We start from the raw sequence: 18,533 nt of genomic DNA, 5'->3' as shown, positions 1-18,533 counted from the left end.
CTGATATTCTGATATTCTGACATCCCTACCACGGATATACAATAGCTAGAACGATCTGGTTTTAGCTACCAAGAGAAATTTTTATTTGAGGATTTTGGCTGACCAGAATGTGGTCGAGCATGAGCAAGATAATGGCCTCGACTATAAACTACATTTTATGGTCTGTAGTCCCCTTGCACCTAACAGCAGCTGATCATGAATTTCTTGAGGCACTTATAAATAGAGGGGTTTAGGATACCATTAAATCTGAATTTAAAGGTGCATCAATAGGTACTCTTTGGTGGGCGTCGATGAGTAAGCACATAACAAAAAAGGCCACATCGCCCCTGCGGGGCTCAGCCCCGCTACGCTCGGCCGTTGCTTTGGGCGTTAGATATTGGCATGTTCTCAGTACTAGATAGGAACTAAACATGGATCATTTCGATGATTTGATTGAAGAAATAATTAACGGTAAGTTTTATGCAGTTGTTATAGACTCTGAAACCTCGAATAAGTATCTCCTCGCCGATATTGTTGTAGAAACATCAATTAGTGGTTTGGAAGGCATCAAATCATCCATTAGATGCCTTCCAGACAGGTCCCATTAGCGAGGAGCGTTAAACACTAAGGAAGAAATGAATGGTCTATCAAGCAGACTGAAAAATAATAGCATACATAGCCCTTACTAGACCTAACAGAGCAATCCAGGTGTTAGCAACCAAGAGATAATCGAAGTGCGGAGTTCTAAAACAGTTCTTAAACTTCCGATTGGATAATAAAAATTAGGACGCCCATTTTTCTGAAAAATACATAGCATATGCCGGTACACAGAAAGGCGGGTGTTCTTTACCAAGTTATGCTTGCCCCCGGTGATATACAGAGCAAATTACGACTGGAATGATGCCCTCTATTTGTTGCCGAACCACGCTATATCCGACAATCCTCTCAATCCAACACCTATCGCACCCTACCCCATACCCACCTCAGCACAGCCCCGCAACTGAATCCAATAGAGCCCTGCCATGATCACCGCTTCACCTCGGGCGGTAAGATAAACCTTCTGCTTGAAGAGGATGACCCCAAATACCTGCAGCCATACAGCAGGCACACCACCAGCCTTGAGCACACGGCGGGCATTGCCTACAATGACCCACTTTTTATCAAACTCAGGTCAATAAAATGAGCGACAACAAACCGGCATTGCCCGACCATCTGGCGGCCAACCCGCGCAGCCCGCACTATGTGGCGGAGTGCTTCGAGCACGAGATCGGCATCCGCCTCAACGGCAAGGTGCGCACCAATGTCGAGGAGTACTGCATCAGTGAAGGCTGGGTGAAGATCCCCTCCCCCAAGGCCAAGGATCGCTATGGCAACCCCATGCTGATCACCGTCAAGGGCACCGTCGAGGCCTTCTACGCCTAAGCCATTGCTACGCCCTGCTCAGGGCTCGCTTGTATATATCAAACACCGGCCTCGCGCCGGTGTTTTGTTTTTCGGCTTCTGGATATACGGATAGCCGCCTTGGCTTCCCTCCGATGCCTCCAATCTGCATCCGACCTTTGCGCCATCAGGTCGGGAATCCATCCCCAGCCATATAAAAAGCCCCGTCTGGCCTTGCGGCGAGACGGGGCTTTATCATTTTTTACGATTGAATGACCAACACCATTAGCTGGCCTGATGAGTTGCAGCCTGCACTTGGCCGGAGTCCCGGGCCTTAGCCCAGTGAGGCGAAGATCCCGGCCAGGGTCGCGCTCATCAGGTTCGCCAGGGTCGCCGCCAGCACGGCCTTGAGGCCCATATTCGCCAGATCGTGGCGGCGCTCCGGCGCCATGGTGCCGATGGAGCCGAGCTGGATGGCAATCGACCCCAGGTTCGCGAAGCCGCACAGGGCAAAGGTGATGATGATCTGGGTGTGGCCGCTCAAGTTCTCCTTGATGCTGGCAAAATCCAGATAGGCGACGAACTCGTTCATGATGACCTTCTGACCGATCAAGGAGCCTGCCGCCATCATCTCGCTGCTCGGCACTCCGATAAGCCAGGCGACGGGGGCGAACAGATAGCCCAGCAGCAGTTGCAATGAGAGCTCTGGCCAGCCGAACCACTCCCCTACCGCGGTGAAACCTGCGTTCAACATGGTGATGACGCTGACGAAGGCCAGCAAGATGGTGCCGATGGCTACCGCTATCTTCATGCCTCCCATGGCGCCCCCCGCCAGCGCGTCGATGGCGTTGCTGTAGTCGCTCTTGTCCAGGGTGATCTCGTCTTGCTCCCGCACCCGCTCCTGCTCCGGCACCAAGAACTTCGCCATCAAGAGACCCCCGGGCGCCGCCATAAAGGAGGCAGCGATGAGATATTTGAGATCCACGCCGAGAGCGGCATAACCGCCGAGCACCGAGCCCGCCACCGAGGCCATGCCGCAGGTCATCACCGCGAACAGCTCGGAGCGGGTCATGCCCGCCAGGAAGGGGCGGATCAGCAGAGGCGATTCCCCCTGGGAGAGGAAGATGTTGCCGGTGGCCACCAGGGACTCGGCGCGGCTGGTGCCGAGCAGGCGGTGAATACCGCCACCCAGCACCCGGATCACCCACTGCATGATGCCGAAGTGGTAGAGCACGGCGATCAGCGCGCTGATGAAGATGACCAGCGGCAGCACCCGCACCGCGAAGATGAAGCCGTTGCTCGCCAGATCGCCGAACACGAAGCGGATGCCGCTGTCGGCAAAGCCGAGCAGGGCGGAGACGCCGTTGCTCATGGCGCCGAGCAGCAACTGACCGGGGGGGAAGTAGAGCACCAGGGCGGCGAAACCGGTCTGCAGGGCCAGCGCCCCGAGCACGGTCCGCCAGCGGATGGCGTTGCGGTTCTCACTGGCCAGCCAGGCGATAAACATCAGGGCCAGCATGCCGACCAGACTCAATAACAGTGTCATCTTGCACCTATGAAGAGAGGAGTTTCATATGGCAAGTCTGCAGACGGGGGGCGCGAGGACGTCAGGCGGGGCGTGCCGACCACGCGACACACAAACCACAAACCTACGGTTCAGTGGCGGGTCCCATCCTGGGGTCATTCACGTTCCGGGTGACGGCGAGTATCGGTGACGCCAGCCGCCCGGGAGAGGCGGCGGCTGGCAGGTCGGGCGGCGATGGTACAGTGATCTGCGTCACACAAAAAGCGGTAAAACGATTCGCAAAGGCAATATAATTCGGTTCATTCCGAGTATGCCAATCAGCGATGATTTTTTCGCCCGCTAGCCAGCCGTTGCAGTCCGGCCCCCGCCAGCACCAGGGCGACGCCGAGCAAGTCGTCCCACCCGAGCCGACCCGCCAGGGCATCGAGGGCCACGCCGCCGGTCAGCTGGCCGGTGATGATGAGCAGGGCGCAGGCCAGGGCGCCGACCCGGTTGATGGCCCAGCTGCTGATGGCCACGAACAGGGCTCCCAGCACGCCGCCGAGCAACAGCCAGGGATCGAGCCCGGCGAGCCGCTCCCAGGGCGCCCCCATCGACAGCAGCCAGGCACCGAGCAGCAGGAAGCCGAGCAGATGGTTGGCCAGCGATGCGCCCAAGGCCCCACGGGCGGTGGCGAGGCGGCCGTTGAGGGTGCGCGACAGACTGACAGCCGCGCCGTTGAGCAATCCCAGCAGGATCAACATTGTCATCATCTTCTCCTAATGCAGTAACACGAATTGAGGGCAGGCAAGGTGGTGAGCGGCCTCCAGCGCATCGGCAACGTCATCGCCTTCTCCTAGCGCAGCAGGATCAGCAGGGCGCCGGCCATCACCAGCAGGGCGGCGAGCAGGTCCAGCCCCTGCGGGCGACGGCGAGTCAGGCCGAACCAACCGAGGCCATCGCACAGGGCCCCGAACAACAGCTGGCCGAGCAGCAGCAGGGCCAGGGTGCCCGCCATCCCGAGGGGTGAGTTGAGGCAAAAGGCTGCCAGCACCACGGTCAGCGCCCCCGGCAGGCCACCGAGCCAGGCCCAGTACGGGACGCGGTTTAGCTGGCTGGGCATTGCCTTTGCCCGGCTGGAGGCGGGCTCGGCAGGGTTTGTTGCAAGGCTGGCCTCGACGGCCATGGCCCCGGCCGCGCCGGCTTGGGCAGCCCTTCTGCGGTTAGTACTCACTCTGGCCGCGATCCCCCAGAGCAGGGCGGCGACCAGGGTACCGACCCCGTGGGCGAGCCAGCTCGCGAGCCAGGGATCGGTCGCTCGGGCCAGGGCGCCGTTTTGGGCGATCATCAGCGCCAGCAAGAGGCCGGCACCGAAGGCGGCAAGGGCGCCGATGGCCTGGCCGGCATGGAGGCGACGTGATGAGAGGGAGGCAATGAGGGTGGCTGTCATGGCTGGGCTCCTATGTGATGACAGGAGCAGGATAGATTGTCTTTAATGAGGCGATAATCCACCATAACATCACAACTTTGTTTCCAGTTCGAGAACAGAATGAACCAGGATGCCTTCGCCCTGCTCCCCGCCTTCGTCGCCGTGGTGGAGGCGGGCAGCTTCTCCGGCGCCGCGCGCCAGCTTGGCAGCAGCAAGTCGGCGCTGAGCAAGAAGGTGAGCCAGCTCGAGCAACTACTCGGCTGCCAGCTGCTCTATCGCACCACCCGCTCTCTCAGCCTCACCGAGGCGGGAGAGCGCTACTTCGAGACGGTGCGCCACACGGTGCGCCTCGCCAGGGATGGGGAAGATGCCATCAGTGCCCTGCAATCGGCTCCCCGGGGCCTGCTGCGGGTCACGGTGCCCATGGTCTACGGCCGCCGCCATCTGGTGCCGCTCATCCCCGAGTTTCTCGCCCGCTACCCCGAGGTGCAGTTGCAGTTCGAGATGAGCGACGAGCGGCGCGATCTCATCGCCGAGGGATTCGACGTGGGGCTGCGCATCGGCGCCCTGGAGGATTCGAGCCTGATCGCCCGCCGCCTCGCCCCCTGCCACAGCACCCTGTGCGCCGCCCCCGCCTATCTGGCCCGGGCCGGCGTCCCCGCCACCCCAGGCGATCTCGAGCGCCACAACTGTCTGTTCTATTCCCTGTTTCGCGGCGGTACCCAGTGGCGCCTGCAAGGGCCGGAGGGCGAGGTGGGGATCACTCCCCGCGGCAATTTCGAGGTCAACAACAGCGACGCCATCCACAGCGCCCTGCTGGCGGGGCTTGGCATCGGCAACATGCCGGACTTCATCGTGGGCGAGGATCTCGCCGCCGGTCGGCTGGTGCCCGTGCTGCCCGCCTATCGGCTGCCGGAGCACGGCATCTGGTGCCTCTACCCACGCCGCCGCCACCTGCCCGCCAAGGTAGAGGCCTGGCTCGGGTTCCTCGCCGAGCGCCTCGGCCAGCCCTGAGCCAAGGCTCGGGCCCATCCCCGGATAACCGAAGCGGTTCACGTTTTTTTCAGCCAAAGGGCGTACAATCACAAATAACCAAGTTCATGTTTTTATTGAAAAAGCCCCTAGGGGTAATGCAATGGCATGGCGCCCTCAACCCTCGATGGAACTCCATGATGAAAAGAACCGCGATTGCCCTGACCCTGGCCAGCCTGCTGGCACTGCCGGCGTTTCTCCCCTCCGTCGCCTGGGCCGCCCCGGTGCGCTCCCTGCAAAAGGAGCAGAATTACGATCAGTACATCAGCAAGCGCCAGGTGGTGGATCAGCTGCTGGCGGATGCCTTGCACGTCTTCAAATCGCCGGCCCGGGTCTCGGACGCCGGCTTCACCGCCAAGATGCCGAGCAACATGGAGCTGGTCACCGAGCTGTTGCTGCAGGCCTATCAGCTCGAGCCCTATCGCACCGACTTGCTGATCTCGGCGGCCAATGCCCAGATCTACAACGGCAACGTGGACAGGGCCATCGGCCTGTTCGAGCAGGCGCTCACCGCCGCGCCGGACGATCTGGATCTCAACACCTATCTGGCCACCTGGCAGCGCTTCAAGGGCAATCAGGCCAAGTCCGATGCCTATTTCAAGCGGGTGGGCCAGCTCAATGGCGGGCGGGCCGCCGACTTGCGGCGCCTCTTCGACACGGTGGACAGAGTCAACGCCACCCCGCTCAAGGAGCAGCAGGGACGAGGTGAGAAGAAGGGTCGCCGCGCCATCGTCACCCTGGGCTATGCCCTCAACCCCGATGGCAGCATGCACGACATCCTGCTGGGGCGGCTCGAGACCACCAGGGCACTGGCCCAGGCCAACCCGGCGGCGCTGATCATCCTGACCGGCGGCGTGCCCCAGAACCGCCAGACCGAGGGCAAGCTGATGGCCGACTGGCTGGTGAAGAAGGGCATAGATCGCTCCCGCATCATCGAGGAGAACTACGCCACCAGCACGGTGGAGAACGCCCTCTACAGCGGCTATGCCCTCGCCCGCCACCAGATTGAGTACGCGACCCTGGTGAGCTCCGCCAGCCATGTGCGCCGGGGCCAGACCCTGCTGGAAATCGCCTGCTGGCAGAGCGGCCCGGCCGGGATCCAGATAGACAGTGTCAGCTACCCGGACAAGCCGCTGTCGACCCTGGCCAAGGTGAGCGATGGCGAACTGCTCGGCATCTACCGGGACGCTCTGCGCACCTACGGCCTCTGGAGTTACCGCTCGGCGCCGCTGATCGAGCGCTGATCCCAGGATTGCTTCCCCCCCTCCGGAGCCCGCCCACTGGCAGGCTCCGCTTATCTGGCCGCACGACCAACTCACATCTCTCCCCCTCAGTCCTGCGCACAATCGCCCTTCAGACGGCCCCTTTCTTCCCGCTTCTTTTTTTCCCGCAAGCGAGACCGATTGCCAGTGCGCGAATAACCTCTTCACATCCCGGCATATCTGAATTACCTCATTGATTCACCGTTCTTTTTCTAAGAACCATAACTCATGACAGCTGCCTTCTCGTTCCTTCATTTCCCGGCGCTGTTCGGGGAAAGATGAGGCCTCAATCACCCGAATGAAGGAACGCATCATGAAAGGAAAAGGAACTTCCCTCTGGCTGGCGGCACTCGCCCTGGTCACCCAATCGGCCCTGGCGGTCGAGGTCACTGTCGCCTACCAAACCTCGGCGGAACCCGCCAAGGTGGCCCAGGCCGACAACACCTTCGCCAAGGAGAGCGGTGCCAAGGTGGACTGGCGCAAGTTTGACAGCGGCGCCAGCGTGGTGCGGGCGCTCGCCTCGGGCGACGTGCAGATAGGCAACATCGGCTCCAGCCCGCTGGCGGTGGCGGCCAGCCAGAACGTGCCCATAGAGGTGTTCCTGCTCGCCTCCAAGCTCGGCGACTCCGAGGCGCTGGTGGTGAAGCAAGGACTCGCCAACCCGCAGGATCTGGTAGGAAAGCGCATCGCCGTGCCCTACACCTCCACCACCCACTACAGCCTGCTGGCCGCCCTCAAGCACTGGGGCGTCGATCCGGCCAAGCTGCAGATAGTGAACCTGCAGCCACCGGCCATCATCGCCGCCTGGCAGCGCGGTGACATCGACGGCGCCTATGTCTGGGCCCCGGCCCTCAACCAGCTGACCAAGGAGGGCAAGGTGCTGACCGACTCGGCCCAGGTCGGTGAATGGGGCGCCCCGACCCTGGATGTCTGGGTGGTGCGCAAGGACTTCGCCAAGGCCCATCCCGAGGTGGTGCAGGCCTTCGTGAGCAGCACCCTGGCGGCCCAGCGTGGCTACCTCGACAACCCCGCTGGCTGGCTGGCCAAGGCGGATAACCTCGGCAAGCTGTCAAAACTGAGCGGCGTCCCCGAGGCCGACGTGCCCGGCCTGGTCAAGGGCAACACCTACCTCGACGCCCGCGCCCAGAGCGCAGAGCTGAGCGGCCTGGTGAACCAGACCATCATAGACACCGCTCGCTTCCTCGAGGCCGAGGGCAAGGTCGCGAATGCCGCCACCGACTACAGCCAGTTCGTGACGGATCGCTTCGTGAAATCCGTGCCCCAATAAGCCAGAGGAGACGATCATGCTGCAGCTCTCTTATGTGTCCGCCGAGTACGCCGGCAAGAAGGTGCTCGACAACATCAGCCTGAGCCTCCCTGAGGGCGAGTTGATGGTGGTGCTCGGCCCCTCCGGCTGCGGCAAGACCACCTTGCTCAACCTGGTCGCCGGCTTCGAGCCCTGCCAGCACGGCCACATCCGTTTGCAGGGCAAGCAGGTGAAGGGGCCGGGCGCCGAGCGCGGCGTGGTGTTCCAGAGTGAGGGGTTACTCCCCTGGCGCAACGTGCGGGACAACGTCGCCCTCGGCCTGCAACTGGCCGGGGTACCCAAGCACGATCGGGAGGAACAGGCGCAGGCATTGCTGGCCAGCGTGGGGCTGGAGGGGGCAGGTGATCGCCCCATCTGGCAACTCTCCGGCGGCCAGCGCCAACGGGTCGGCATCGCCCGCGCCCTGGCCACCCAACCCCAGCTGTTGCTGCTGGATGAGCCGTTCGGCGCCCTGGACGCCTTCACCCGCGAGCAGATGCAAACCCTGCTGCTGCGCCTGTGGCATCAGGGGCGCCGTCAGGTGCTGCTGATCACCCACGACATCGAGGAGGCGGTGTTTCTGGCAACCGAGCTGGTGCTGCTCTCCCCCTCCCCCGGCCGGGTCATGGAGCGGCTGACCCTGAACTTTGGTCGCCGCTTCGCCGCGGGGGAACCCTGCCGCAGCATCAAATCCGATCCGGCCTTCATCGAGCGCCGTGAATACGTGCTCGGCCGGGTGTTCGAGCAGCGGGAGGCCTTCGCATGAGCATCGCCCTCACTCGTACCGCCAGCCCCCGCAAGCGGGCCCTGCACTGGCCGCTGCCGAGGCGGCTTAGCTTGAGCCTCGCCACCCTGACCGCCTTGCTGGCCCTGTGGTGGCTGGTGGCAAGCCTAGGCTGGGTGGATCCGCTGTTCCTGCCGCCCCCGGCCAAGGTGCTGGTCCAGCTCATCACCATCGCCGGCCCCCAGGGCTTTATGGACGCCACCCTGTGGCAACACCTGGGGGCGAGCCTGGGTCGCATCCTCATCGCCCTGGTGGCGGCGGCCTTCTTCGGTATCGCAGCCGGCATCGCCATGGGGCTGAGCCCCACGGTGCGAGGCATGCTGGACCCGCTGATCGAGCTCTACCGGCCGGTGCCGCCCCTTGCCTACCTGCCACTCATGGTGATCTGGTTTGGCATCGGCGAGACCTCCAAGGTGCTGCTCATCTATCTGGCCATCTTCGCCCCCGTGGCCATGGCGACCCTGGCCGGGGTGCAGAGCGCCAAGCCGGTGCGGCTACGGGCGGCCCGGGCGCTGGGCGCCTCACCGGCCCAGGTGCTCTGGCACGTGATCCTGCCGGGGGCCCTGCCGGAGATCCTGACCGGGCTGCGCATCGGCCTCGGGGTGGGCTGGTCCACCCTGGTGGCGGCCGAGCTCATCGCCGCCACCCGGGGGGTCGGCTTCATGGTGCAATCTGCCGGCGAGTTTCTCGCCACCGACGTGGTGCTGGCAGGCATTCTGGTGATCGCGGTGATCGCCTTCGTATTGGAATTGGGTTTACGCGCACTGCAGCGCAGGCTGACGCCCTGGCATGGAGAAGGACAATGAACCACAAGCTGACCATCACAGCGCTCGGCCCCCATGGTGATCGTCCAAATATCGCCTTCGTATTGGAATTGGGCTTACGCACATTCGCATTGCAGCACCGACTGACGCCTTGGCATGGAGAAATACAATGAACGACAAGCTGACTATCACACCTCTGGGGCCCCATATCGGCGCCGAGATCGCCGGTCTCGCGCTGGCCGAGCCCCTGACCCAGGGCCAATTCGAGCAGCTCCACCGCGCGCTGCTCAAGTACCAGGTGCTGTTCCTGCGGGATCAGCCCATCACCCCCAGACAGCAGCGGGCGCTGGCGAACCGCTTCGGGGACCTGCACATCCACCCCGTCTATCCCCACAGCGAGGAGGCCGAGGAGATCATCGTGCTCGACACCCACGACGACAACCCGCCGGACAACGACAACTGGCACACCGACGTGACCTTTATCGAGACGCCGCCGGCGCTCGCCATTCTGGCCGCCAAGCAGCTGCCGCCGACCGGAGGAGACACCCTCTGGGCCAGCGGCATAGCGGCGCTCGCCGCGCTCTCCCCGCCCCTGCAGAAGCTGCTGGCGGGGCTGGAGGCGGAGCACGACTTCACCAAGTCGTTCCCGGCCCATCGCCACAACGGCAGCGCAGAAGAACGTCAGCGCTGGCAAGCCGCCGTGGCCAACAACCCGCCCCTGCGCCACCCGGTGATCCGCACCCACCCGGTGAGCGGCCGGCAGGCACTGTTCGTCAACGAGGGCTTCACCACCCGCCTGCCGGACTTGCCGGCCCGGGAGAGCGAGGTGCTGCTCGGCTTCCTGTTCGATCACATCACTCGCCCCGAGTTTCAGGTGCGCTGGCGCTGGCAGGAGAACGACATCGCCATCTGGGACAACAGGGTGACCCAGCACTATGCCAACGCCGACTACCTGCCGGCCCGGCGGGTGATGCACAGGGCCACCATCCTCGGGGACAAGCCCTTCTGGCGTGCGGCCTGAGCTGAGCGCCTGCCTTGAAGAGTGCTTGCCTGCACGCCCCTGAAAGGCGCCCATAAGAAAGCCCGCCAATTTGGCGGGCTTTTCCGTTTATCTTCGCAGGGCGTCAGGCCTTGAGCTCCAGCACTGTGCTGAAGCCGCCGAAGATCATGCGGGCGCCGTCGAACGGCATCTGCTGATGGAGGGGACCGGCCGGATCCATCCTGGGATCCTGCATCATCTTCTGCATGGCCTCGTCCCGGACGGCCTTGTTCGGCCACTCCACCCAGGAGAAGACCACGGTCTCATCTTCCTTGGCCGCCACCGCGCGGTAGAAGTCGGTCTGCTTGCCGTGGGGCACGTCGTCCCCCCAGCACTCCAGCACCCGGATCGCACCGAGTTCCAGGAACATGGGATCGATGTACTTCGCATGATCGATCATGGCCTGCTTGTTCGCCGTGGGCACGGCGATCACGAATCCATCCACGTATGACATGAGAGCGTCCTCCTGTTAATGAGGATCTCAGCATAGCAAGGGGACCGGGCCATCGCCCGACCCCGCCATGGGGGGCATCAGGCGACGATCAGCCGCTCCAGATCGCTGCGCGTGAGGTGTTTGGTGTCCACCTTCACATACACCGAATGCTCCTCACTCACCAGCAGCACGTCGCTCACTCCGTCGCAGGCGCGGATCTTCTGCTCCAGTGCCGGGCTCGCCTCAACCCCTTCCGGCAGCACGATGCGCAGGCTGCTGACATAGGGGGGCTCCTGCATGGTGAGGCTGACCCCGAGCCAGAGCAGCGCCAGAGCCGCGCAGCCACCGAACACCAGGGGGGCACCGCCCTGGCTGTAGAGCAGGCCACCCAGGCTGCCGCCGATGGCAACCCCGATAAACTGGCTGGTGGAGTAGACCCCCATGGCGGTGCCCTTGTAGCCCGGTGGCGATTCCTTGCTGATGAGGGATGGCAGCAGCGCCTCCATCACGTTGAAGCCGATGAAGAAGATCTGCAGCCCCGCCAGCAGGCCCCAGAGCCGCAGCCCGGCTTGCCACAGCACCACCTCGGCGACCAGCATCACCAGCACGCAAACCTGGAACACCAGTTTCATCTTCCTGCGCTTCTCGGCGTAGAGGATGAAAGGCACCACGCTCACGAAGGCGACCAGCATGGTGACGAGGTAAGCCTGCCACTGCTGCTCCCGGGGCAGACCGGCCTGTTCGAGCAGCGGCGGCAGCGCCACGAAGCTCGACATCAGCAGGGTGTGCACGCAGAGGATGCCGAGGTTGAGTTTGAGCAGGCGCGGGTTGGCCAGCACTGTGCGAATGCCCCCCTTCACCATGGCCGACTCGCGGTTGAGCAGGTGGCCTTTTGGCTCCGGCACCCACCACAGGGTGATGCCGATGCCGCCGAGCGCCAGCAGGGCGATGAGCCAGAACAGGCCCGATAAGCCCAGGGCATGGGTGATGAGGGGCCCGGTCACCATGGCGATGGCAAAGGTGATGCCAAAGCTGACCCCGATGAAGGCCATCGCTTTGGTGCGATTCTGCTCCCGGGTAAGATCCGAGAGCAGCGCCATGACGGCGGCGGAGATGGCGCCGCTGCCCTGCAGGGCGCGGCCGACGATGACCCCCCAGATGGAGTCACTGAGGGCGGCGATGACGCTGCCCGCGGCAAACATCAGCAAGCCGCCGACGATGAGGGGCTTTCTGCCGATGCGATCGGAGAGCAGGCCGAACGGGATCTGCAGCAGGGCCTGGGCCATGCCATAGACGCCGATGGCGAGCCCGATCAGCGTCTCGGACGCACCGGCCAGGGACATGCCGTAGGTGGTCAGCACCGGCAGCACCATGAACATGCCGAGCATGCGCAGTGAGAAGACGGAACCGAGCGCCCAGGTTGCCCGGCGCTCGCTCCTCGTCATGGTGAAATCATTCATGATGGCCTCATCAATCAGAAAAAAGAGGGGGAGAAGGAGATGGCAGCCTGCGCGGCCGAGCCACAGAAGAAACGCGCCCCGAAGTCGTCCAAAATGGGGGCGCGCCCATAATAGCAGAGCCGGGAAGGTTCCCGGCTCTGGATTCTACTGATTTTCCTGTGTCATATCACAACACTGGCATCCGAATTGGCGATGCCTCAGGGCAGCATGCTCACCAGCACGGGCGCTGCGTCCGGCTGGAAGTCCACCGACATCATCACGCTCAGGCAGGTGATGGTGACAATCGAGAACATGAACAGTTTGCGGGCCCAGAGGGAGTCATCGACCGCCTGCTTGTAGCCAGACAGCGCCATCCCGAGCCACCAGACACTCACCGCGGTGGCGACGATCAGGTACTTGTAACCGGCGTAGCCGCCGAGGAACAGCATCAGGGTCGGCACCATGAAGGCCAGGATGTAGAGGGTGATGTGGTGTTTGGCCACGGAGATCCCCTTCACCACCGGCAACACCGGAATGTTGGCCGCCTGATAATCCTTGAAGCGGAAGATGGCGATCGCATAGGAGTGCGGCATCTGCCACAGGCTGAAGATCGCCAGCAGGATCAAGGCACCCGAGTCGAACTGACCACTCACCGCACAGTAGCCGATGACCGGTGGCGCGGCGCCGGAGAGGCTGCCGACCAGGGTGCCATAGACCGAGTGACGCTTCATGTAGAGGCTGTAGACCCCCACATAGACCAGGAAGCCCAGCACTGCCAGCAAGGCGGCCAACGGATTGGCCGCGAAGTACAGCAGGGCAATGCCCGCAACGCCCAGCGCGCTCGCATACCAGAGCGAGACGCCAGGGGCGATCAGCCCCTTCACCAGGGCGCGATTCTTGGTGCGCTCCATGATGCAGTCGATGTCCCGGTCGATGTAGTTGTTGAACACACAGCCGGAGGCGACCACCAGTGACACCCCGACCATGGTCAGGATGAACAGGGGGACGTCCAGGCTCCCCTTGGAGGCCAGCAAGAATCCACCGATAACCGAGATGAGGTTACCGAAGATGATGCCCGGCTTGGTCACTTGCAGGTATTGCTTCATCATCACATCAACCCGCTCAGTGAATCATCATGTTGATGTTGAGGTTGTACATGATCCACAGGGAACCCACCACCACGATGGCGATGATGAGCACGGTGAAGACCAGTGCCACCAGGTTCCAGCGCTCCTCGGAGGAGGTATTCATGTGCAGGAAGTAAGCCAGGTGTACGAAGATCTGGATCACCGCCATCCCGACCACGGTGCCGAGCACCACGGCGTGGGAGGCGCTGCCGTCCATCACCATCCAGAACGGGATCGCAGTCAGGATGAGTGACAGCACGAAGCCGATCATGTAGGACTTGGCGCTGCCGTGGCTGGCGCCGTGATTATCAACTGAATGACTCATTTACATGACCCCCATCAGGTAGACCACGGTGAAGACGCAGATCCACACCACGTCCAGGAAGTGCCAGAACAGGCTCAGGCACATCAGGCGAGTACGGTTGCGCTCGGTCAGCCCCTTCTTGGAGATCAGCACCATCATCACGATGATCCAGATAAGACCGCTGGTCACGTGGATACCGTGGGTACCGACCAGGGTGAAGAAGGCGGACAGGAAGCCACTGCGCTGCGGGCCGAAGCCTTCGGCGATCAGGTGATGGAACTCGTAGATCTCCATGGCGATGAAACCGGCACCGAACAGGAAGGTCACCAGCAGCCAGCCGTTGACGGCCGCTACCTTGTTCTTGTTCATGGCCAGCATGCCAAAGCCGAAGGTGATGGAGCTCAGCAGCAGCAGCATGGTTTCGGCGAACACGAACGGCAGTTCGAAGATGTCCTTGCCGGTGGGACCACCGGCGGTGCCGTTGACCAGCACTGCATAGGTTGCGAACAGGGTCGCAAACAGGATGCAGTCGCTCATCAGGTAGATCCAGAAGCCGAACACCTTGGTGGCACCGGCATCGTGGTGCCCATGATCCTCATGGGCGCCGTGAATGTGATGTAAAACGTCCGTTGCCATAGCGTCAGGCTACCTTGTTGATGTTGTCGAAATGCTGACCTTCGATGCGCTCGATCTCGTCAACCTGTACGTAGTAGTCCACATCGTCGTTGAAGCTGTGGATGATCCAGGTGCCGATCATGCCGACGAAGCCGGCGATGGCCATCCACCAGATGTGCCAGATCATGGCAAAACCAAACACCACGCTGAAGGCGGCGATGATGACACCGGCACCGGAGTTCTTCGGCATGTGGATGGGGGCATACTGGGCCGGCTGGCGGTAGGCGCTACCGTCTTCCTTGGCTTCCCAGAAGGCATCCAGACCCTTGACCTGTGGCTCGATGGCGAAGTTGTAGAACGGCGGCGGCGAGGAGGTAGACCACTCCAGGGTACGGCCACCCCAGGGATCGCCGGTCAGATCGCGGTTCTTCTCGCGGTCACGGATACTGACCACGACCTGGATCAGCTGGCACAGGACGCCGATGGCAATCAGGCCGGCGCCGCAAGCGGCCACCACCAACCAACCGTGGTACTCGGGCTCGATGTTCTGGCTGACACGACGGGTCATGCCCATGAAGCCCAGTACGTAGAGCGGCATGAAGGCGACGAAGAAGCCGGTGATCCAGAACCAGAAGGCACGCTTGCCCCAGACGTCATCCAGCTTGAAGCCGAACGCTTTGGGGAACCAGTAGGTGATACCGGCGAAGCAACCGAACACCACGCCGCCGATGATGACGTTGTGGAAGTGGGCGATCAGGAACAGGCTGTTGTGCAGCACGAAGTTGGCGGCCGGCACGGAGAGCAGTACCCCTGTCATGCCACCGACGGTGAAGGTGATGATGAAGCCGACGGTCCACAGCATGGGGGAGCTGAACTCGATGCGACCGCGGTACATGGTGAACAGCCAGTTGAAGATCTTCACCCCGGTCGGGATGGAGATGATCATGGTGGCGATGCCAAAGAAGGCATTCACGTTGGCGCCCGAACCCATGGTGAAGAAGTGGTGCAACCAGACCACGAAGGCCAGCACGGTGATGGCCAGGGTAGCCCACACCAGGGAGGTGTAACCGAACAGCTTCTTCTTGCAGAAGGTCGCCACCACCTCGGAGAAGACCCCGAACACCGGCAGCACCAGGATATACACCTCGGGGTGACCCCAGGCCCAGATCAGGTTGATGTACATCATCATGTTGCCACCCATGTCATTGGTAAAGAAATGGGTACCCAGATAGCGGTCTGCGGTCAGCAGGGCGATGGTGACGGTCAGGATCGGGAAGGAGGCGATGATCAGGATGTTGGCGCACAGGGCGGTCCAGGTGAACACCGGCAGACGCATCATGGTCATGCCCGGGGTACGCATCCGGATGATGGTGGCAAAGAAGTTGACACCGGTCAGCAGGGTTCCCAGACCCGAGATCTGCAGGCTCCAGATCCAGTAATCGACCCCGACTCCCGGACTGAACTCCAGCCCCGACAAGGGCGGATAGGCCAGCCAGCCGGTCTGGGCGAATTCACCGACCCCGAGGGAGACGTTGATCAGCACCACGGCCGCGGCGGTAAACCAGAAGCTCAGGTTGTTCAGGAAGGGGAAGGCGACGTCACGGGCGCCGATCTGCAGCGGCACGACGATGTTCATCAGGCCGATCACCAGCGGCATGGCCACGAAGAAGATCATGATGACGCCGTGGGCGGTGAAGATCTGGTCGTAGTGGTGCGGCGGCAATATGCCCTCGCCCCCGGCCGAAGCCATGACCTGCTGGGTACGCATCATCACCGCATCGGCGAAGCCGCGCAGCAGCATGACCATGCCCAGAATGAGATACATGATACCGAGGCGCTTGTGATCCACCGAGGTGAACCACTCCTGCCACAGGTACCGCCACTTGCCGTAATAGGTGATGAGACCGGCGATGGCCAGCCCACCCAAAATGATACCGGCTATCGTGACCATGATAATGGGTTCATGGTACGGGACAGCCTCGAGTGTCAATTTTCCAAACATCGATTATTCCTCGGATCCTGCTTTCACACTCTTGTCATCCATCGGCATGGCCATGTGCCCGGCATGATCTTCATGTCCGGCCTCAGCCATGTCGCCATGATCCATCCCGGCCATGTCCATCTCGTCGCCCTGCTTGGCAGTGGCGGCTTCGTGTTTCATGCCCTTGTGATCGGCGGGTTTCATGTCACCCATGAACTTGTTGATCACATTGACGAACAGCGTGGGATCTGCGCTCGCGAAATACTCCACCGGGTGGTTTTCGCTCTTCTTGGCCAGGGTATCGAACTCACCCATGGTGCTCAGCATCTTCGGCGACTGCTTCACCTTGGCAACCCAGGCGTCGAAACCGGCTTGATCCTGGGTGGCAATGGCCTTGAACTTCATGCCCGAGAATCCGGCGCCGCTGTAGCTGCCCGAGATCCCCTTGTACTGGCCCGCCTCGTTGGCGATCAGGTGCAGCTTGGTCTGCATGCCGGCCATGGCGTAGATCTGGCCACCGAGTTGCGGAATGAAGAAGGAGTTCATCACGGTATCCGAGGTTACCCGGAAATTGATGGGGGTATTGATCGGGAAGGCCAATTCATTGACCGAGGCGATGCCCAGTTCCGGATAGACAAACAGCCACTTCCAGTCAAGGGAAATAACGTCGACCTGGATCGGTTTGACATCCGATTCCAGCGGTTTGTAGGGGTCCAGATCGTGGGACGTTTTCCAGGTAATGATCGCCAGAATGACGATGATAATGACGGGAACCGTCCAGACGACGGCCTCAATCTTGGTGGAGTGGGCCCAATTCGGGGTATAGGTTGCGCCGGTATTGGATGCTCTGTATTTACGAGAGAATACCACCGCCATCACAATCACCGGGATCACCACGATTAACATCAGCCCGAGGGCCGTTAATATCAGTGATCGCTGTTCCAGGCCTACCTGCCCTTTAGGGCTCATCAGAGCCATGTCACAACCACTCAGCAAGCCGGTGACTGCAATCAACAGCAAAGCACCCAAACCCCTCTTCAAATCACCAGGTCTCATGCCGTGTCCTCACCTTCCGAAGGCGTTGATGTCATAAAAATGCGGCATTTTATTGCATCTGAACGGCATGTGAACAACATGAAAAATTAATCCATCAATTGTGTTTTTTGAGGCTGTTGGCGTGCTACAAATGTTAATGGCTTGACATGGTCGACTTTATCGAAGTCATAAGCTGGCAATTCATCTTTCGTTAATTACATTTCCATTCTTTATCGCTCAATAATTGAGCGAGCCTTCTGCCGAGCCTTATTGTTTTCATCATCAATATGTGATCTTGCCTCATTAATAACCCTTCATGAGCATTTACCCACGACCACAACCTTGATTTGGATCAGGGTATTCTTGGCTAAAAACAAAAATTAATTAATCAAACAATAGTATGATTAACTTCCGACTAAGCCCCAAAGGGGGCCATTCAGCCAGCATAAAATCCTCTCTCCTTCTCGGGATCAGATGAAAAACGGGTCTCCCAGTGAGACCCGTTACATGCCTTATGTGACACGATTTGCAACATTTATTGCCAGAAAGGCGCGGCCATGGCAGCGATAAATCCTGCCTCAGCGGTGCTGATGCTCCATTCTGGTGGCGACCGCGATCCGGTTCCAGGCGTTGATGGTGACTATCTGCATCAGGCACTGGGCCAGCAGGGTTTCACCGAGCAGTGCCAGCCCTTGCTGATAATTTTCCTCGCTCAAACCACGGTCTGCGATCAGGGTCACCTCGTCGGTCAGGGCCAGCACGGCGCGCTCGCGTTCATCGAACAGAGGGGATTCCCGCCAGGCAGCCAGCGCCAGCAGGCGCTGCGGGGTCTCCTGCTGCTGCATCGCCACCTCGGCGTGCATCTCGATGCAGTAGGCGCAGCCGTTGATCATGGAGGCTCGCAGCTTGATGAGCTCCTTGAGGACAGGCGAAATGTCGCTCCCGCCGAGGTAGGACTCGAGGCCCATCATGGCCTTGATGGCGGCGGGGGCCTGGCTGGCGAGCTGGATGCGATCTGACATGACAATACTCCCGTGAAGATGCCCGTTGCGGGCGACAGGGACATTGTTCACCTTTCCACTTATGAATAGAATATTCTCAACATCGGCAACAGGTTTGC

Annotated in this window: 19 protein-coding genes; 8 read left to right on the top strand and 11 right to left on the bottom strand. The window is 61.3% G+C overall.

Going from position 1 to position 18,533, the window contains the following annotated elements; genetic code table 11:
- Nucleotides 1-1,158: 1,158 nt before the first annotated feature.
- Nucleotides 1,159-1,401: a DUF3297 family protein gene (locus tag BN1124_RS05950; protein WP_042640045.1), complete on the top strand. Its 243-nt coding sequence runs from the start codon at nt 1,159-1,161 to the stop codon at nt 1,399-1,401.
- Between the two features lie 292 nt (nt 1,402-1,693).
- Here BN1124_RS05950 and BN1124_RS05945 read toward each other — a convergent pair whose 3' ends face one another.
- The 3 genes from BN1124_RS05945 to BN1124_RS05935 all read right to left on the bottom strand — a co-directional run bounded on the left by BN1124_RS05945 (nt 1,694) and on the right by BN1124_RS05935 (nt 4,313).
- Nucleotides 1,694-2,905, bottom strand: a complete 1,212-nt coding sequence (locus BN1124_RS05945) for a NupC/NupG family nucleoside CNT transporter (RefSeq protein WP_042640042.1) — start codon at nt 2,903-2,905, stop codon at nt 1,694-1,696.
- A gap of 296 nt (nt 2,906-3,201) precedes the next feature.
- Entirely contained in the window at nt 3,202-3,633 is a 432-nt protein-coding gene (locus BN1124_RS05940) for a DMT family transporter (protein ID WP_042640040.1), read from the bottom strand.
- Between the two features lie 86 nt (nt 3,634-3,719).
- On the bottom strand, nt 3,720-4,313 hold the full coding sequence (locus BN1124_RS05935) for a DMT family transporter (RefSeq protein ID WP_048822926.1): 594 nt from the start codon (nt 4,311-4,313) through the stop codon (nt 3,720-3,722).
- Nucleotides 4,314-4,412: 99 nt separating this feature from the next.
- On the opposite strand from BN1124_RS05935, the gene BN1124_RS05930 reads away from it, so the two are divergent.
- The 7 genes from BN1124_RS05930 to tauD all read left to right on the top strand — a co-directional run bounded on the left by BN1124_RS05930 (nt 4,413) and on the right by tauD (nt 10,461).
- Nucleotides 4,413-5,306: a LysR family transcriptional regulator gene (locus BN1124_RS05930; RefSeq protein ID WP_042640039.1), complete on the top strand. Its 894-nt coding sequence runs from the start codon at nt 4,413-4,415 to the stop codon at nt 5,304-5,306.
- Nucleotides 5,307-5,464: 158 nt separating this feature from the next.
- On the top strand, nt 5,465-6,568 hold the full coding sequence (locus BN1124_RS05925) for a YdcF family protein (protein ID WP_042640037.1): 1,104 nt from the start codon (nt 5,465-5,467) through the stop codon (nt 6,566-6,568).
- Nucleotides 6,569-6,899: 331 nt separating this feature from the next.
- Nucleotides 6,900-7,874: a taurine ABC transporter substrate-binding protein gene (gene tauA / locus BN1124_RS05920; protein ID WP_042640035.1), complete on the top strand. Its 975-nt coding sequence runs from the start codon at nt 6,900-6,902 to the stop codon at nt 7,872-7,874.
- Nucleotides 7,875-7,890: 16 nt separating this feature from the next.
- Complete coding sequence (gene tauB, locus BN1124_RS05915) at nt 7,891-8,658, top strand: taurine ABC transporter ATP-binding subunit (protein ID WP_042640033.1); 768 nt, start codon at nt 7,891-7,893, stop codon at nt 8,656-8,658.
- On the top strand, nt 8,655-9,482 hold the full coding sequence (gene tauC / locus BN1124_RS05910) for a taurine ABC transporter permease TauC (RefSeq protein WP_042640031.1): 828 nt from the start codon (nt 8,655-8,657) through the stop codon (nt 9,480-9,482). Before tauB ends, tauC begins: the two co-directional genes overlap by 4 nt.
- Nucleotides 9,479-9,613, top strand: a complete 135-nt coding sequence (locus BN1124_RS21745; protein ID WP_269429041.1) for a hypothetical protein — start codon at nt 9,479-9,481, stop codon at nt 9,611-9,613. Before tauC ends, BN1124_RS21745 begins: the two co-directional genes overlap by 4 nt.
- Entirely contained in the window at nt 9,610-10,461 is an 852-nt protein-coding gene (gene tauD / locus BN1124_RS05905; protein WP_042640028.1) for a taurine dioxygenase, read from the top strand. The genes BN1124_RS21745 and tauD overlap by 4 nt, the downstream gene beginning before the upstream one ends.
- A gap of 103 nt (nt 10,462-10,564) precedes the next feature.
- Here the strand turns inward: tauD and BN1124_RS05900 are convergent, their stop codons facing one another.
- From BN1124_RS05900 to BN1124_RS05865, 8 genes are all read right to left on the bottom strand, one after another.
- A complete protein-coding gene (locus tag BN1124_RS05900; RefSeq protein WP_042640026.1) occupies nt 10,565-10,933 on the bottom strand; it encodes a DUF1428 domain-containing protein in 369 nt (122 codons plus the stop codon).
- 77 nt (nt 10,934-11,010) lie between these two features.
- Nucleotides 11,011-12,372 (bottom strand): MFS transporter, encoded by a 1,362-nt coding sequence (locus BN1124_RS05895; protein WP_042640024.1) that lies wholly within the window; start codon nt 12,370-12,372, stop codon nt 11,011-11,013.
- Nucleotides 12,373-12,569: 197 nt separating this feature from the next.
- The gene (cyoE, locus tag BN1124_RS05890) at nt 12,570-13,463 is read right to left on the bottom strand and encodes a heme o synthase (protein WP_033130386.1); all 894 of its coding nucleotides are present in this window, start codon (nt 13,461-13,463) and stop codon (nt 12,570-12,572) included.
- A gap of 10 nt (nt 13,464-13,473) precedes the next feature.
- Entirely contained in the window at nt 13,474-13,803 is a 330-nt protein-coding gene (locus tag BN1124_RS05885) for a cytochrome o ubiquinol oxidase subunit IV (RefSeq protein WP_042640022.1), read from the bottom strand.
- Nucleotides 13,804-14,418 carry a cytochrome o ubiquinol oxidase subunit III gene (locus BN1124_RS05880; protein WP_033130384.1) on the bottom strand — a complete coding sequence of 205 codons (615 nt, stop codon included), beginning with the start codon at nt 14,416-14,418 and terminating at the stop codon, nt 13,804-13,806.
- Nucleotides 14,419-14,422: 4 nt separating this feature from the next.
- Complete coding sequence (gene cyoB, locus BN1124_RS05875; RefSeq protein ID WP_033130383.1) at nt 14,423-16,399, bottom strand: cytochrome o ubiquinol oxidase subunit I; 1,977 nt, start codon at nt 16,397-16,399, stop codon at nt 14,423-14,425.
- 3 nt (nt 16,400-16,402) lie between these two features.
- Nucleotides 16,403-17,434, bottom strand: a complete 1,032-nt coding sequence (gene cyoA, locus BN1124_RS05870; protein WP_082041436.1) for a cytochrome o ubiquinol oxidase subunit II — start codon at nt 17,432-17,434, stop codon at nt 16,403-16,405.
- Nucleotides 17,435-17,991: 557 nt separating this feature from the next.
- Nucleotides 17,992-18,435, bottom strand: coding sequence for a carboxymuconolactone decarboxylase family protein (locus tag BN1124_RS05865; protein ID WP_042640018.1), 444 nt, complete (start codon nt 18,433-18,435; stop codon nt 17,992-17,994).
- Between the last annotated feature and the right edge of the window lie 98 nt (nt 18,436-18,533).

It is taken from the genome of Aeromonas eucrenophila (assembly GCF_000819865.1).
GTDB classification, from domain to species: Bacteria; Pseudomonadota; Gammaproteobacteria; order Enterobacterales; family Aeromonadaceae; genus Aeromonas; species Aeromonas eucrenophila.
This window is presented reverse-complemented; position numbering and strand designations above follow the sequence as displayed.

Coding starts and splice junctions, on each gene's coding strand:
- BN1124_RS05950 (WP_042640045.1), top strand. CDS start 1,159: ATGAGCGACAACAAACCGGCATTGCCCGACCATCTGGCGGCCAACCCG.
- BN1124_RS05945 (WP_042640042.1), bottom strand. CDS start 2,905: ATGACACTGTTATTGAGTCTGGTCGGCATGCTGGCCCTGATGTTTATC.
- BN1124_RS05940 (WP_042640040.1), bottom strand. CDS start 3,633: ATGACAATGTTGATCCTGCTGGGATTGCTCAACGGCGCGGCTGTCAGT.
- BN1124_RS05935 (WP_048822926.1), bottom strand. CDS start 4,313: ATGACAGCCACCCTCATTGCCTCCCTCTCATCACGTCGCCTCCATGCC.
- BN1124_RS05930 (WP_042640039.1), top strand. CDS start 4,413: ATGAACCAGGATGCCTTCGCCCTGCTCCCCGCCTTCGTCGCCGTGGTG.
- BN1124_RS05925 (WP_042640037.1), top strand. CDS start 5,465: ATGAAAAGAACCGCGATTGCCCTGACCCTGGCCAGCCTGCTGGCACTG.
- tauA (WP_042640035.1), top strand. CDS start 6,900: ATGAAAGGAAAAGGAACTTCCCTCTGGCTGGCGGCACTCGCCCTGGTC.
- tauB (WP_042640033.1), top strand. CDS start 7,891: ATGCTGCAGCTCTCTTATGTGTCCGCCGAGTACGCCGGCAAGAAGGTG.
- tauC (WP_042640031.1), top strand. CDS start 8,655: ATGAGCATCGCCCTCACTCGTACCGCCAGCCCCCGCAAGCGGGCCCTG.
- BN1124_RS21745 (WP_269429041.1), top strand. CDS start 9,479: ATGAACCACAAGCTGACCATCACAGCGCTCGGCCCCCATGGTGATCGT.
- tauD (WP_042640028.1), top strand. CDS start 9,610: ATGAACGACAAGCTGACTATCACACCTCTGGGGCCCCATATCGGCGCC.
- BN1124_RS05900 (WP_042640026.1), bottom strand. CDS start 10,933: ATGTCATACGTGGATGGATTCGTGATCGCCGTGCCCACGGCGAACAAG.
- BN1124_RS05895 (WP_042640024.1), bottom strand. CDS start 12,372: ATGAATGATTTCACCATGACGAGGAGCGAGCGCCGGGCAACCTGGGCG.
- BN1124_RS05885 (WP_042640022.1), bottom strand. CDS start 13,803: ATGAGTCATTCAGTTGATAATCACGGCGCCAGCCACGGCAGCGCCAAG.
- BN1124_RS05880 (WP_033130384.1), bottom strand. CDS start 14,418: ATGGCAACGGACGTTTTACATCACATTCACGGCGCCCATGAGGATCAT.
- cyoB (WP_033130383.1), bottom strand. CDS start 16,399: ATGTTTGGAAAATTGACACTCGAGGCTGTCCCGTACCATGAACCCATT.
- cyoA (WP_082041436.1), bottom strand. CDS start 17,434: ATGAGACCTGGTGATTTGAAGAGGGGTTTGGGTGCTTTGCTGTTGATT.
- BN1124_RS05865 (WP_042640018.1), bottom strand. CDS start 18,435: ATGTCAGATCGCATCCAGCTCGCCAGCCAGGCCCCCGCCGCCATCAAG.